Origin of the sequence: Gardnerella sp. DNF00550, from assembly GCF_049262685.1 — a bacterium.
Classification (GTDB): Bacteria; Actinomycetota; Actinomycetes; order Actinomycetales; family Bifidobacteriaceae; genus Bifidobacterium; species Bifidobacterium leopoldii.
Genome location: NZ_CP058397.1, coordinates 816,978 through 832,171, shown reverse-complemented (window position 1 = coordinate 832,171; position 15,194 = coordinate 816,978). Strand labels below are relative to the sequence as shown.

Genomic DNA, 15,194 nt, shown 5'->3' with positions numbered 1-15,194 from the left:
TGTTTTTATGCTCAAGAATCAAGCTATCAAGCCAATCTTAAACTTTTTAATGATAGCTTTTTCTATCGTTAAAAAGTGCACCCACTATCCATAGTGTGCACTCAAAAAAGTGTAGCTATACTAGGAGTTCTCTCAATCCACGTCGAGACCGTCGTATTGATGTCAAAGGCTTAATAGGTGGGTGCAAGTTTGCCCTTGTGTAGCAGGGGTTTGCAGGGTCTATCGTTAAAAGGTTTAGCGTGTGGCGGATTTAAGCTGGGTTCTTGCGGTTTTTGAGCGCGATTTTGCTGTATGAGGGAACATGTCTACGCTTTAGGGTCGAGTGCACAGGATGTTAACGTTAAAAAGTGCACCCACTTTGCACCCAGCTGGTGAAGTGGGAAAATATAGCTCAAAAGGTAGAATGAGACCTGATTATTAGTATGTGCACGAGGAGGTTTTTAAGGAATGGACAAGCTCGTTCGTTTTTGCCGTGAAGTAGCGACATTCGGCTTGACGGTTGCCTTAATCGCGATGCTGGTTGCCTTAATATGGGATGGCACACTTGCTATTAGAATTGGTTTTACCTCTTTTGTTATTGGTGTCACAGTGATCTCGCTTAAGATTGTACTTCGAAAGACTGATTGAATTTTGTTTGGTTCAAGTCAATAGTTGAATATCTCACGTTGGGTGACTATTACTGATCTCTGTCAGTAATAGTCACTTCTTTTTATGAATCTTAAAGTCAGGCTCAATGTCCGTCCTGTTTAGCCGGTGATTAGGGGTAATCGTTAAAAGATTAACAACTGTATCAATGAACATGCACGGAAATTGCAGAACCAGGATGAGTATGAGAAAAAATATACGAGTCTAGTGAACAGGTTTAATACTGTAGAATAAAGGCTTAAGGGAGTAAAAGCTCGCATTGTTGACAAGCAAATGAGGCATGATGAAGTTGAATATTTTATCGAGGATTTGAAAAAGCAGGACTTGTTAACAGTGTTCGATGAAAACGTCTGGCTTAGCATGGTTGACCATCTAACTGTGCATCACGATGGAAAGGTTGATCTTACTTTCCTTGATGGGAGCAAAACGGAACTAAAGTGTTAAGCTTACAGGAAAAGTGTAAGGTAAAATAAAAGTATATCAGCAAGTCGCTGACGTGCTTTTTTGCTGTTAAAAGAGTTACGGGTTGAGTATCAATGGAGAGAAGAGGGTGCGTCTGTCTAAAAAATTTAACATTTTGAAAGGAGGAATAATGGAAACAATAGTATCCGCTTTATTAGTTTTTGTTTCTACATCCATTGACTACTTAGTTGTTTTGACTATTTTATTCGCTAGTCAAGGAAAGAAAGGTTTGAAATCAATTTATGTAGGGCAGTATTTAGGTACAGGACTGCTTGTACTGGCTAGTCTTATTGCCGCTTACTTTTTAAATTTTATTCCACAAGATTGGATTATCGGACTCCTTGGTCTAATTCCGCTAGGTCTTGGTATAAGAGCAATTTTTGTGGATGAAGATATTGATGAAGAAGATATCGAGGGGAAAATTACCGGAAATGGATCAAAAATCTTAGCATTTACAAGTTTAACAGTGGCAATGGGTGGAGATAATTTAGGAATTTATATCCCTTATTTTACAGGAAAGAGTTTGATTGAGATTAGTATAAGTTTAGTAATATTTGCCTTAGGGATTTTGATTCTATGCAAATTATCTCAAAATCTCGCCTCAATTTCTGCTATCGGAGAGACTGTGGAAAAGTACGAAAAAGTAATTGTACCTGTCGTGTTTATTGGACTCGGTCTCTATATATTGATTGAAAATGGAACTATTAATTATTTCATAGGTCAAGTCCTAAAAGTGGTGTAAATTCATTTCCTTCCCTTTATCTGTTATTTTTATGTTCAAACTCAAACGAGAAAAATAAGTGGTGCTTCCCACCGTCACGGCGCTTCACCGTGCTATAAGATGCAGGAGGCTGATTAGGTGGGTGCATTTTAGTCCTTGTGCAGCAAGGCTTAGTGAGGGCTATGGTTAAAAGGTTTGGCGTGTGGCGGCTTTAGGCTGAGTTCTTGTGGTTTTTGAGCGTGTTTTGGCTGTATGGGGGAAGATATCTACGCTCTAGGGTCGAGTGCACAGGATGTTAACGTACTTCGCTTGCGTTGAAAGCACACTGTGCTTTCAACTTTGAGCAAGCTCAGCGAATCGAAGTGCATTCGCGAATTATGTTATTCCTCACGGCTATTAGTAGCCGTTCGGCTGATTTGGCATGTAAAGTCCACTGGACTTTACATGCCAAATCACGCTTTGAAGGAGCTTGAAATGCGTTATACAATTTCAAGCTCTGTCAAAGCGCCCATGCAAGTCGATTCGCCACTTTGCACCCACCCTGTGAAGTGAGGATATACAGTATAGTTTGCATAATTATTTATTACGCAAAAAACATGATAATAAAATTTATACAAGCAAAAAGAGATGTTACTCAAATGGCATAATTGTAAAAAGTTACTTTATAACATTCTCCTATATCGTGGGGCTTAAATCTAAGCCCCACTTTTTATATTCAAAACTATTTTTTCAAATAAATAAAAGTCAAAGACTTTACATATTTAACGCTTATTCTTAGCTAAAATACCTGTTTTTAATATCATTTGTAAGCATACGCTGAACAAAAAAATACAAAACAATATATTGCATATAAAAGGTGAAATACTGCGCGCAATTATTGCGCCTAAGTTTACAGTAAATGTCGCAAAAATACCGATAATAATTCCTTCAGTAAAATGAGTATAATGGTAACGAGCATTAGCAATACTACCACTTATAGCTGTAGGAAGCATGACAAGCAAAGCAGTTCCTCTTGCCATAAGGTCTCCCATGCCGAGCAAAAGTTGCACGCATGGCACTATAATTCCTCCGCCACCAACGCCTAAAATACCTGAAAAAATACCAGAAACAACGCCTATAAATATAAGACATATAGCTTTTAAAAAACTAACATTAAAATCTACATTTCTTAACGGAATCCAAATTTGACTAGAACATATAACTAGTAATACAAAAAGTATAAAACACCAAGGAAATATTTTTTTAGGCAAAATATGTGAAAAATATACCCCAATTTGTGATCCGAAAACTGAACCTATTATTAGAAAAAATGCTGATAAAAATGACACTTTGCCGTTTAAACCGTAAACAATGCTTCCACAAAGCGACGTTATAATTATGGCAACAAGAGAAGTAGCAGTAGCATGACGCTGATCAAATTTCATAAAAACAGTTAATGCAGGAACTATCACCATTCCTCCACCTACACCGAACAATCCTGATAAGAAACCTGCTAATAGTCCAATGAAAACGATTAAAACAATATTCTGGAAATTATATTTGATTTTAAAAATATTTCTCAACATATATCTTTTCTTCACAAATTACCTCCTCGTACTTTATTCACTACTTTTACTATATTATGTGAAAAATAGAATATTTCTATACTAGTTCAATTGTAATTTATGTATTTATTTATCTAATTAACGTAAGTAATGGATAATAAGAAGTTTATCGCAGAGACGAAAGATGTTCGTTTAACGGTGAAACGTGCTGATACTTTTGGTGTGAGCTTTGTTAACTGTGAACAAGATATATTGAGGGTTGAGGAAGCGCAAAATGTTATAAGGCTTATTCAAACTAAAAAAGTTTCAGCTTCGAATTGGCTGAGGTGGTTTACTCAGGGTATGCCTGAAATTGTTGTGAGTTTGCCACATGATGTGGAAGTTTGCGAGGTTGAATCTGATTCTAATCAAGTGCTCATCACGGATATTGAGATTGGTAAGCTTTATGTAGAAGTGAACAATGGCTTTGTATCCACTGGAGAAAGATAAAATTCATATTTAATGAAATTGACAATCAGGCCTTATGGAGGGTTTTATGGCTGAGATTTGGGATGCGTATGATAAAGAATTTAATAAATTAAAGAATATTACATTAGTGAGAGGAGAACCAATTCCTGACGGCATGTATCATTTGGTGGGCGAAGTAATTGTTAAACATATAGATGGTACTTACCTTATTATGCAAAGAGATTTTGAAAAGAAATTCGGTGGAATGTGGGAGTTGACAGCAGGTGGTTCTGCATTGCAATATGAAACACCATTAGAATGTGCAGTAAGAGAATTAAAAGAAGAAACAGGTATTGAAGCTTCAAATATTATGGAGATCGGAAGATTTGTGCAGGATGTTTACCACTCTCTTTATGTTGAATATCTATGCGTAACCGATTGTAAGAAAAATGCAATTGCTCTTCAAAAAGGAGAAACGGTTAATTATAAGTGGGTAGATAAAAAGAGCCTTTTGGAAATGAGCCAAGACGAGTTAGTATCATCAAGGGCAATCAAACTTATTAAAACAGTAGATATATAAATTCAAGTTTGGCTGTATGGGGGAAGATATCTACGCTCTAGGGTCGAGTGCACAGGATGTTAACGTACTTCGCTTGCGTTGAAAGCACACTGTGCTTTCAACTTTGAGCAAGCTCAGCGAATCGAAGTGCATTCGCGAATTATGTTTTAATCGCTCATGCAAGTCGATTCGCCACTTTGCACCCAGGTTGTGAGGTGGTAAAATATAGTTCAAAAGGTAAAATGAAACCTGATTATTAGTATGTGCACGAGGAGGTGTTTAAGGATAATGGACAAGCTCGTTCGTTTTTGCCGTGAAGTAGCGATGTTCGGCTTGACGGTTGCCTTAATCGCGATGCTGGTTGCCTTAATATGGGATGGCACACTTGCTATTAGAATTGGTTTTACCTCTTTTGTTATTGGTGTCACAGTGATCTCGCTTAAGACTGTCCTTCGAAAGACTGATTGAATTTTGTGAGGTTGAATCTGATTCTAATCAAGTGCTCATCACAGATATTGAGATTGGTAAGCTTTATGTAGAAGTGAACAATGGCAAGGTAGAAGTTGTTAATTTGAAGGCGGATGATGTCTTTCTTAAATGTTATAATGGGTTGGCTTCAGCAACAAACGTAGAAGTAACTCATGTTTGTACGCTTGATACGTTAAATGGCATGAGTATTTTAGAAGGAACAATCACCAAGGATGCAAGCCTTGAAGTAGATTGTGAGAATGGTGTCACCGAGGTTTCAGATAAGAAGAAGGTAAATTGTAAAAACGATGGATTTGCGCATTACATGGTGCACTGTCTTAATGGGAAAGCTATTGCGAAGTAGCAGACATATAGATCAAAAAAGAAGCAATAAAACTTGATATAAGTTGGAATTAGAGCGTATATAGACATACCGATAAAGGAGGAAGCCGTATATGCTCTATGTAAAATTTGATGATTTCGAAGATGTTAGCGTCATGGGAAATGAGAAAGATCATGGAATGTTTATTCCGATTAAGGATGGGAATGTGTATGCTGAGTGCGAACGGTGCGGTGTAGTTGAAAGGATCACCTCACCATGCGAATTCATTGCTAGCACATTTAGGTCAAGAGTGAACTTCAATGAAGGTTATGAACTTTGCGAGAAGTGCTTGCAAGAGGTTGAGTTTGTTACTGTCGCTTTGAGAACTGGAAAATTACCTAATCGAGAATTGAAATGACTGAAAAGCAAAGCAGTGATAACCGTAGTAATACATGAAAAACTAAACGTTAAAAGGTGCACACACTTTGCACCCGGGCGGTAAATGATAATTTAGGGAGGCGTTTTATGTCAGTAATTAAAATTGAAAACCTCACTTTCTCATATTATGGATATGTAAAACCCATATTTAAAAATGTATCGTTTTCCTTTGATACAAACTGGAAAACGGGATTGATAGGAAGAAATGGAATCGGTAAATCAACTCTATTTAAGTTACTTTTAAATCAAGAAACTTATCAAGGTAAAATAAGCAAGGATGTTGAATTTATTAAATTTCCACCAAATATAAGCGATACTTCAAAATTAGGAATTGAGTTATATAAAGAACTAATATCAGATGATGAAGAATGGAAGTTATTTAGAGAACTCAGTTTGCTAAATGTAGATGAGAACCTTGTTTACAGAGAGTTTGAAACGCTTTCTAAAGGGGAACAAACAAAAATCCTTTTAGCTATTTTGTTTACAAGAGAAGATGGCTTTTTACTTATTGATGAACCAACAAACCATTTAGATATGGACGGAAGAAAAATTGTAAGTGAATATCTGAAAAGTAAAAAAGGATTTTTGCTTATATCTCATGATAGAGATTTTTTAGATGGTTGTATCAATCATGTTATTTCTATTAACAGGAATTCTATTGATGTCCAATCGGGAAATTTTACATCATGGTATGAAAACAAAGTGATGAAAGACCAATTTGAAATTAGTCAAAATGAGAGATTAAGAAAAGATATTAAACGATTAAAAGAGTCTGCAAGACAAAGTCAAATTTGGTCTGATAAAATTGAAAATACTAAAAATGGTGTAAAAGTATCAGGTGTAAAACCAGACAAAGGACATATAGGTCATCAATCAGCCAAGATGATGAAAAAATCTAAGAATTTGGAGAATAGACAAAACAAGGCAATAGAAGAAAAACAGAGTTTACTAAAAGATATCGAAACAAAGGAAAGTCTATTATTGCATCCATTACATCATCATAAAAATCCTCTAATATCGGTTAGCAATTTATCATCATGCTATGGAGAGAGACAGATCCTAAATAATGTAAGTTTCGAGATAAAGCAAGGCGACATAGTGGCTATATATGGGGGTAATGGTAGCGGAAAATCAACCTTGATTAAAATTTTATTAGGTATAAATCACGAGTATACAGGTGAGATAAAATTAGCAGGTAATTTAAAAATCTCGTATATTCCTCAAGACACATCTAATTTAACAGGTAGCCTAAATGAATATATTCACAAGCAAGATGTTGATGAAACATTGTGTAAAACAATTCTAAGAAAATTAGATTTTTCAAGAGAATTATTTGAAATGGATATGAAGAACTATAGTGATGGACAAAAAAAGAAAGTTTTAATTGCTGTAAGTTTATCAAAGCCAGCTCATATATTTGTTTGGGACGAACCACTGAATTATATAGATGTAATATCAAGAATACAGATTGAGGAAATTATAAAAGAAGCAAAACCTACACTCATATTTGTGGAACACGATAAGCGATTTGTAGAAGATATCGCTAATAAAATAATACAATTTTAAGTAAAATCCAAATCCCAGTTTGTAGTGCCTTAGACTTTTATCATCATACGACATTCCCCTTGTCAGCTTCTCTCCTGCAACGAACGTTAAGGCTCTTTTTTGATGCATGGTTATCATCAGGGTAGTCTTGAAACATGTGAGACTGTCGTATTGATGTCAAGGGCTTAATAGGTGGGTGCATTTTTGCCCTTATGTAGCAGGGGTTTGCAGGGTCTATCGTTAAAAGGTTTAGCGTGTGGCGGCTTTAGGCTGGCTTGGCGTGGTTTTTGAGTGTGTTTTGGTTGTTTGAGGGAACATGTCAACGCTCTAGGGTCGAGTGCAATAAGTTCAATGACTGTTGCTTGTGCACAATGTGATATACAAATGTATCAATCACTTGGGTTTTCAATTCAGATTGGGAACTTGTTTGCATTTGAACCATAAGTCACAGTCATTAGATAAAAAATGAAGGAGTAAACTATGGAACATAATTGCGGATTTATTAACGATAAAAAAGCATTTAGATATAGATCGGCAGCCATCATAGTCGAAGAAGGTTGTGTGCTATTTGCAAGAAATGATGAGGACGACTATTTCTACTCAGTTGGCGGAGCGGTTCACATGGGCGAGACATCAGAAGAAGCCGTTAAGAGAGAAGTATTTGAAGAGACAGGTCTTAATTATGAAGTCGATCATCTTGCTGTCATACACGAGAACTTCTTCATCGGCAGCTCTGGCTTAAAAGGAGTAGACTTCCATGAGCTGACATTCTACTACATGATGAAGCCCATGGGCAAAAGAGATTTTACGAGCCAAAGCACTACAGAGTCAGGTGCTAAAGAGACGATGCATTGGTTACCTATAGATGAGCTTGATAAGTGCAAGGCTTACCCGACATTTATGAAAGAATATCTTAAATCGGAGCACAGTGGAATAGAGCATATAATTTCAGATGAAAGATATTAATGAATCCCGCTATTATGGTAAGAGATCGTTACATGGAAAATTTGATTTAAAAGACAAGCCAGTCTCTGATGTTCTTAAAGTACAAGGTATTGATAAAGCAGGTAATGTTGCTGTAGGCTATAAGGAAAAGTAGTAATATTTTCACTCAAGAATCAAGCTATTAAGCAAATCTTAAACCTTTAACGATAGCTTTTTTAATAATCGTTAACATAATAATGATAGTTATTAGGAATAGTTATTCCAGTAGTGCGTCAATATTTCGTTTTGAGTATAGAAGTCTGCGCACTTCCATAGTGTCGTCGATGACAACGTAAAAAACAGAAAAGTTGCGTACGTTAATCCTGTAGTAGGGGTGTTCTCGTGTTGTGATTAATCTCTTCTCCTTACGCTATCAAAGACGTCAGCTTTAGAAAGACGCGTAGAAGTGTTTGCGGCAAAAGTATCTGCTTCATCGAGTTTTCTTTCAATGTCGTTAGTGAGGGCAGAGTATTGTTTGATGCTCATGAGAACCATAGTTCCATAACCATTTTTTGTAAGGAATACTGGTGTGTTTGAATTTATAACTGTTTCTTCTACTTCTGGGAATTTATTTCTTAAATCGGAAACTGGGCGAATATTAATCATTTTATCAACCTCCTTTTATCAAAAAAGTATCATAATATTATCAAGATTACAATTATATTAGTGGCTTGGCACTTAAAAAGTGTAGCTTATTCGGAGTTCTCTCAATCCATACAGAATCAGTAGCACTCCTTTACAAATCGCACTGAATCAAGATATCGTTTTGATGATACCTATTTGCGTACAGTCTAGTTGCTGCGTTTTAGGCTTTGTGTAGCAAAGCTTAGCGAGGGCTATCGTTAAAAGGTTTAATGCGAAGCGGCTTTAAGCTGGGTTCTTGTGGTTTTTGAGCGTGATTTTGCTGTCGAGTAGTTGTGCGATTTAGTTGCTTATGTTTTGGGGAACAAAATGGTATAAAAATTGTAAAAAAGTTCCCTACATTATTTGATTTCTCACAGTAAAGGCTTGCTAGTTATTCCAAAAAATAAGGTTTCTGAGTTTAAGAAGTTGTTTGTTGAGTATTATGAAGATGAAGATTTGCAGGTGATTGCTTCGTTTATGAGGGAATATTGTTGGAAGCATTAAACGTGCATGATGATATTGATTCTTCTGGTTCTTCTGTTTCGTGAACCTTGCTGTTTATGAAGAGTATAGTTTGCTAGTAAATGAAGAGATTAGCGTTGATAATCTAGACAAATTAGTACGAAAAAGTAATATATTTATTAAGATTATTACAGTAATCAGAGTGAATGGTAGATCTTGTTTACTTAATAGTCTGTTTTATGATCATTTGATACAGAGTCGTGTTAACGAAAAGGAGGCTAGTAGTGTTATGAGAAGTAAAACTATTTTTTGTAAAAACATTTTTCAAAGTTGTCTTGTTATGCTTCTGCTGCTAGGTTCTCTCTTTTCTCTTGCTGGATGTGCTGATGATGAGGAGAAGGCGGAGCTTGCGTCGTATCATTGGGAAACGGTAGCGGTATCTCAAGAAGAGTTTCGTATACCAGAAAACTATGTGAACAAAGATGAGTTGTATCTCTTTGTGTCGCGGGATATTCTTGATTCTCATTATGATTTGTCTAAAGTCACTCTTGGAGATAAGCCCATCAAATTATTTGACTCATCGTTCAATTTACCTGGTCCAGGACTTAAAGCTTTATTTTTGGTTGGAAAATTTGATTTAAAAGACAAGTCAAGTTCTAATGTTCTTAAAGTACCAGGGATTAATAAAACAGGTAATGTTGCCGTAGGTTATAAGAAGAAATAGTAATATTTTGCACTTGATTTGAAGCGTTTCCCTGATGATGAATTAGTTAATGAAACTTGTAGATTAGAGGGTTTGGAATGAATATGTATGTTGGAGGTATATGTTAAATAGGGTTGTGTCTCGTTATGATTCGTTCGTTGCGAATCATCAACGTGCAAAAGGTACTTTAGTATATTTTATAGTTCTTATGCCGCAGGTGTTATCAGTTTTTATTACTGGTTTGATACAGCTTGCTGGAATGTTGTTGCTTATTTATACAATGGGATCATTGCATTCTGCTTCGACGCTGCTTGAAGGGTTTGTTGCGTTTAAGTTGGCATTATCTTTCTCCTTACAAGCATTGGGTTTTATTGCTAAAGATCGTTGTGAGATGCTTCTTATCGCTTTGTTTCGTCAGCTTACTTTCCATCGTTTTGTACGTTTATCTGTTCAGAATAATGATGATGAAACATTGCAGTCTTCGGCATTAACATATCCAAATCAGATAAGTCAGATAGCTTATGGTGTTGATTTCGTGTTATCAATATTGCAGTTTATTATTCTTTTTGCTATCTGTGTTGTTCAATATCACGAGAATAGTATTGTAGCGGTTTTACTATTAGTTCTCTTATGTGTTGGTAATTTGTTTCTTATACGTTGGATTGGCGTATTGTGGAAGAAATATGTGGATTTAGAAGGTAAACGTCGTAATCTTCTCAGTAAAATTATTGATAAACTTCCTCACGCTTCAAGAGTGTATCGTTATAATGTTGGTATTACTGCGATTGAAGATGCACGTAAAGCAGAAGAAAGAGTGCTTTATAAGCGTATATTTCCTCAATTATTGAGTAATATTGTTGAGCAAGGTGGGTTGACATTACTGCTTGCTGGTGTTGTTCTTGTTCATGTAACTATTTTTCCAAATGCGTTGTTTAATGTTGGAATTCTTTTTGCGATTAAATATTTGTATGGCGCCATGCAGAATAATATTGTGAATTATCGCGTGATTCGGCTTGCTCTTCCAATGGACAAGGATTTAGTGCAATTAGAGCAAAATGCTATGAATAATACTCTCGCGGATGCTACTAATATTTCTGATTCTGTTGTGTTTGATAATAAGTTCGCTCTTTTGTCTAAAGAAGCTGGCTCGGCGTTGAATGCGTATGAGTCTATTGTTAGCAGTAGTAAAATATTGGTGCCTTGTAATCCTATTATGTCGCAGGGGCTTATTGAAGCTTGGTTTGATATTGCGAGCGATGATACTCGTCAGAAGTACGAAAACTTCTTGCGTTTATTTAATGTGTCGCGTGAGGTTGCGGATAGGTTTTTGCATAATCCTGAAACGTTATCTGTTGGTGAGCGTCAACGCGTGGTGTTGGCTATGGCGTTTGCTCAAGACGTGGAATATTTGGTGCTTGATGACGTGTTTTCTGTGTTAAATCCAGAGCTTCGAGAAACAGTTTCACAAGCTATGCTAAGTTCTCAAGTTCATCATATTGTTTTATTTGCACGTAATCCAGAGTATATTCCTTGTGTGTTTTATGGTAACAACTCTAAGCAAGTCACGCATAGTGTGGTTGAAGAAAATCATTTGCAGAATACTGGTAGTGATAAAACTATGCAAGCGGATTGTGTGGAATCGAAAATTCCTACAGGTGCAGAATCACGTGGTAAGTTCATTAGAACTGTGCGCGAATTGTTCTCTGCTAGTATTATTTGTTTGCCGATAGCAACAGTACTCATAGTTCTTGCTGAGTTAATGTTTGTAGAGAATATTGCTACGAACACCAACTTAAATATGCTTCAGTCTTCTGCATTGTTTGCAAGCTTGCTTATTGTCGTTGGTATTATTGCTCTTAATTTTCCTGTATATGCTGTGCCAATTGTGCGGCTTACAAAACTGCATAATCGTTTGATTATGCGTTTGCATAAGTATTCAAATATTGATAATAAAGGTGATGTTTTAGGTAGACTTGGGGATGATTTTTCTGACTTACAGATGAGTATTCCGAGTGCTATTGCACACGTTATTTTTATTATTGTTCAAACAGTAATAGTTCTTGCTATGACAATTGCTGCAGTACTGCAGTACGTATACATAATGATTATTATGGTGCCGTTATCTTGTCTAATATGGTATGCCGGTTCTCGATTACTTAATACGGCTGCGGATAAACAAGCACAATATCGCGATAAGTTCTTAGGAGCATTATCGTCGTTATTATCAACGCGAAGTTTACCGCAAGGTGCTATTTTTGATAGTTCGCGCAAGTATCATTATGCTTCGTTAGAAAATAAGTATTGGCAGCGTATGCGTCGTTTTATCAATATTTACACAGTGAGAAATTGCATGATGCAAAGTCTCTCTTTAATATTGGAATTTTCAATACTTTATATGCTTACAGTATCATCAATGAATTTTGCTTCTGCTAGTGCTGTGTTGTATTTTGTGGTAATGCTGTCGTCAAGCTTGGAAAATGTGATTGAAACTTTGCAAGATTCAGGAGTTTTGACCCAGACTGCTCAACGAGTTTTCAGCTTGGAAAATTATGAGCGTAAGCAGCAAGCGTATAAGAGGAATGAATTAGCATACCAGAATCTTAGTAAGACCATTGCTGATAGTGATATTTCTTCAGTTGCTATTATTGGCGCTAGTGGTGCTGGTAAATCAGTATTGTTGCGAGATTGGTTTGATTATAACAATACTCAGAATTGTCTGCTGATTGAAGATTACTTATTTGATGATGACGGTGCTATTGTTGCTCCAGATTTCACGTCGCTCACAAAGTGTATTGGTGCTCAACAGCGAACTGTTATTATGTTGGATGAGACGTTCAAAAGTGTAACTGATGCTGATGGCTGTAGTGAACGTGAAATAATTGTGCGAGCTATTAGATGTGCTAAAACGAGGAATAACAAGCTTGTAGTTGTGTTGCACGCGCAAACTAATTGTGATGTATTCGATAAGGTAATTAATTTTGATGAATATTATAAGAATCCAAAAGTACTGTGAGTTGCGTTCGTTGAGACGTTACTGATGGTGGATTGTTGGGCTTGAATTCATATTGTAATTGCATACTGTATACGTTTGTGAAGCAACAAGTGGAATGTGTCGCGATATGCGATACAGTATTTATGATTTGTGTATGGAGGTTGGTTGATATGGCAGTTACTAAAAGTGCGAATGTGAATGTGAGAATACAAGAAAATATTAAGCAGCAGGCTGAGCAGATTTTGGAAACGATTGGAATTTCTAGGGCTACGGCTATTGACATGTTTTACCGTCAAATCATTCTTAATAAGGGAATTCCGTTTCCGCTTACTATTCCAACGCCTCTTCCGGCACAAGATGATATGGATGAGAAAACGTTTAATGCTTTGATAGCTAAAGGCTATAATCAGGCGGTTCAAGGTGATAGTTATCCGATAGATGATGTTTTTGAGGAGCTTGAACGATGATAGGAAACCGTGAGGTAAGCTTGGTTTTAGAAAATTAAACTTTTTAACGATAGCTTTTTCTATCGTTAAAAAGTTTAGTATGCGACGGCTTTAGGCTGGCTTGGAGCGGTTTTTTTTGAGCGTGTTTTGGCTGTTTCTTACTCGAGTGCCTATTGATTTAGTTGCTTGTGTTTTGGGGAACAAACCGTCGCAATGGTCGTAAAAAAGTTCCCTACATTATTTGATTTCTTATGCTGTTACAGTTGGTAACTATAGTGTTTCATCTTGTTTCTTTTTCCGTTGTAAATTATTTGTTAGTTTGTAATTAGGCGGTATCTAAATCAAATGTTTCAATACTAATTTGGTTTCCGTCAAGTAATTTCATGATGTGTAATAAGTGATTTGAAAGGAGTTGTGTTATGAGTAGCGTTATATCTTTGGGAGAAAAAATTAGAAAGGCTCGTCTAGAAGCTGGGTTGACGCAGGAGGAGCTTTCGGAATTATTGATGGTATCTCGTGCTGCTGTAGCAAAATGGGAAACGAATCGGGGTTTGCCGGATATCGAGAATCTGAAATTTATTGCATCTGCTCTAAGCGTGAGCGTTGATTATCTTTTGGATGAGAACAATAGCGTTGATTTTTCTATTACTAAGAAGCCTATTAATCTCAATAAATATTGTTTCGACGGTAGGGTGAGCAGTTTTAAGAAGTCGAAAATTAAAGAGCAGATTGTCTTAGATGAATATCCTGACTCAGAAATCAATATGCTAACTGTTGTTAAAACTTATAACAGTTCATCTGAGAAGATAGTGGATAATTTTGTTGGATGGTTTTCTACTCTCCTTGGAGGATTGCCATTGTTTGGCATATATGATTTCAGTAAAGCTGTCTCCACTCTTGGGGCTGATCAGTATTATTTGGTGGATAAAAAAGATAAGCAGTATTTCGTGCTTATAACTGATGAGTATATTATTAGCAGAATTATGGGAGTGGCGTTTAATAGTAAAAAGTTCCGTATTGGAGATAAGGAATTTATGAAAGTTGGTTTTCTTCGTAATAAGTAGTAAATAGGTGGAAAGAAAAATTTTATGGATTCGAAAAGCCTGCACTTATTGGAAAAATAAAAAAATTTTTCTTTAATAAGGTTTGTATGTGTGGTTTTTTTAAATAGTAATACTATTAAGGCTAAACAGCCTGGTATGGATTCTAATTTTAATAGAATCGTATTCTTATTAGAATTGCATATTAAGAATAAGGAGAACTTATGAAATTAATTAGACCAGATAGTAAATATATTCAAGGTTATATAGAAGCAAATGAAGAAGATGAAATTTTTAGGCCGAATGCAGAAAGACGTTTTAGAAATTATGACACAATTATAGAGAGTTCTTATAACTATGAACATGGTATAAATCTGCCTGAAAATTATGTTAGAGCTACTACATTTTGGCTGATAGATAATGAAAAATTTATTGGTGAAATTAATATTAGGCATGAATTAAATTCTTTTTTAATTAACTATGGTGGTCACATAGGGTACGAAATTAGGCAATCTGAATGTATGAAGGGTTATGGAACAAAAATGCTTTCTATGGCACTTACATATTGTAAAGAGACTCTGAATCTACATAAAGTTTTGATTACATGTGATGATGACAATATTGGATCGATAAAAGTTATAGAAAATAATGGTGGAATTTTGGAGAACAAAGTGAAAAATAGCTTATCAAGAGGAAATGTTACGACAAGAAGGTATTGGATTAATATATAGGAAAAAGATTAAATTTTATCTATACTGACCACTCAATCGTGGCTTAGGACAATTTTTAGAC

General features: G+C 35.8%; 16 protein-coding genes and 2 pseudogenes. 16 read left to right on the top strand and 2 right to left on the bottom strand.

The window, feature by feature from the left end:
• Positions 1-447: 447 nt before the first annotated feature.
• From HXT29_RS03025 to HXT29_RS03015, 3 genes and pseudogenes are all read left to right on the top strand, one after another.
• Positions 448-627, top strand: coding sequence for a hypothetical protein (locus tag HXT29_RS03025; protein ID WP_422118243.1), 180 nt, complete (start codon positions 448-450; stop codon positions 625-627).
• 183 nt (positions 628-810) lie between these two features.
• Positions 811-1,089 (top strand): annotated as a pseudogene (locus tag HXT29_RS03020) (hypothetical protein).
• A gap of 148 nt (positions 1,090-1,237) precedes the next feature.
• Positions 1,238-1,849 (top strand): CadD family cadmium resistance transporter, encoded by a 612-nt coding sequence (locus HXT29_RS03015; protein ID WP_016788774.1) that lies wholly within the window; start codon positions 1,238-1,240, stop codon positions 1,847-1,849.
• A 740-nt stretch (positions 1,850-2,589) separates the two neighbouring features.
• Here HXT29_RS03015 and HXT29_RS03010 read toward each other — a convergent pair.
• Positions 2,590-3,393, bottom strand: a complete 804-nt coding sequence (locus HXT29_RS03010) for a sulfite exporter TauE/SafE family protein (RefSeq protein WP_421789387.1) — start codon at positions 3,391-3,393, stop codon at positions 2,590-2,592.
• A 129-nt stretch (positions 3,394-3,522) separates the two neighbouring features.
• Here HXT29_RS03010 and HXT29_RS03005 point away from each other — a divergent pair, with 129 nt between their 5' ends.
• The 8 genes and pseudogenes from HXT29_RS03005 to HXT29_RS02970 all read left to right on the top strand — a co-directional run bounded on the left by HXT29_RS03005 (position 3,523) and on the right by HXT29_RS02970 (position 8,250).
• Positions 3,523-3,861 carry a hypothetical protein gene (locus tag HXT29_RS03005; protein ID WP_004573940.1) on the top strand — a complete coding sequence of 113 codons (339 nt, stop codon included), beginning with the start codon at positions 3,523-3,525 and terminating at the stop codon, positions 3,859-3,861.
• A 46-nt stretch (positions 3,862-3,907) separates the two neighbouring features.
• Complete coding sequence (locus tag HXT29_RS03000; protein WP_004573943.1) at positions 3,908-4,399, top strand: NUDIX hydrolase; 492 nt, start codon at positions 3,908-3,910, stop codon at positions 4,397-4,399.
• Between the two features lie 267 nt (positions 4,400-4,666).
• A complete protein-coding gene (locus tag HXT29_RS02995; RefSeq protein ID WP_004104935.1) occupies positions 4,667-4,846 on the top strand; it encodes a hypothetical protein in 180 nt (59 codons plus the stop codon).
• Positions 4,842-5,210 (top strand): annotated as a pseudogene (locus tag HXT29_RS02990) (hypothetical protein); the annotation flags it as partial. The gene HXT29_RS02995 and the pseudogene HXT29_RS02990, both read left to right, overlap by 5 nt.
• A gap of 91 nt (positions 5,211-5,301) precedes the next feature.
• Positions 5,302-5,586: a hypothetical protein gene (locus HXT29_RS02985; RefSeq protein ID WP_004114737.1), complete on the top strand. Its 285-nt coding sequence runs from the start codon at positions 5,302-5,304 to the stop codon at positions 5,584-5,586.
• A gap of 107 nt (positions 5,587-5,693) precedes the next feature.
• Positions 5,694-7,172 carry an Lsa family ABC-F type ribosomal protection protein gene (locus HXT29_RS02980; RefSeq protein ID WP_422118242.1) on the top strand — a complete coding sequence of 493 codons (1,479 nt, stop codon included), beginning with the start codon at positions 5,694-5,696 and terminating at the stop codon, positions 7,170-7,172.
• A gap of 459 nt (positions 7,173-7,631) precedes the next feature.
• The gene (locus HXT29_RS02975; RefSeq protein ID WP_422118241.1) at positions 7,632-8,117 is read left to right on the top strand and encodes an NUDIX hydrolase; all 486 of its coding nucleotides are present in this window, start codon (positions 7,632-7,634) and stop codon (positions 8,115-8,117) included.
• Positions 8,104-8,250 (top strand): hypothetical protein, encoded by a 147-nt coding sequence (locus HXT29_RS02970; RefSeq protein WP_162720527.1) that lies wholly within the window; start codon positions 8,104-8,106, stop codon positions 8,248-8,250. The genes HXT29_RS02975 and HXT29_RS02970 overlap by 14 nt, the downstream gene beginning before the upstream one ends.
• Before the next feature lie 236 nt (positions 8,251-8,486).
• On the opposite strand, the gene HXT29_RS02965 is transcribed toward HXT29_RS02970, so the two are convergent.
• On the bottom strand, positions 8,487-8,741 hold the full coding sequence (locus HXT29_RS02965; RefSeq protein WP_004104916.1) for a type II toxin-antitoxin system Phd/YefM family antitoxin: 255 nt from the start codon (positions 8,739-8,741) through the stop codon (positions 8,487-8,489).
• A gap of 769 nt (positions 8,742-9,510) precedes the next feature.
• Between HXT29_RS02965 and HXT29_RS02960 the strand changes: the two genes are divergently transcribed.
• From HXT29_RS02960 to HXT29_RS02940, 5 genes are all read left to right on the top strand, one after another.
• On the top strand, positions 9,511-9,945 hold the full coding sequence (locus HXT29_RS02960; RefSeq protein WP_174164109.1) for a hypothetical protein: 435 nt from the start codon (positions 9,511-9,513) through the stop codon (positions 9,943-9,945).
• 100 nt (positions 9,946-10,045) lie between these two features.
• Entirely contained in the window at positions 10,046-12,937 is a 2,892-nt protein-coding gene (locus tag HXT29_RS02955) for an ATP-binding cassette domain-containing protein (RefSeq protein ID WP_422118240.1), read from the top strand.
• A 149-nt stretch (positions 12,938-13,086) separates the two neighbouring features.
• Positions 13,087-13,383, top strand: coding sequence for a type II toxin-antitoxin system RelB/DinJ family antitoxin (locus tag HXT29_RS02950; protein WP_422118239.1), 297 nt, complete (start codon positions 13,087-13,089; stop codon positions 13,381-13,383).
• 398 nt (positions 13,384-13,781) lie between these two features.
• A complete protein-coding gene (locus HXT29_RS02945; RefSeq protein WP_004573989.1) occupies positions 13,782-14,426 on the top strand; it encodes a helix-turn-helix transcriptional regulator in 645 nt (214 codons plus the stop codon).
• A gap of 200 nt (positions 14,427-14,626) precedes the next feature.
• Positions 14,627-15,133, top strand: coding sequence for a GNAT family N-acetyltransferase (locus HXT29_RS02940; protein WP_004573993.1), 507 nt, complete (start codon positions 14,627-14,629; stop codon positions 15,131-15,133).
• Positions 15,134-15,194 lie beyond the last annotated feature (61 nt).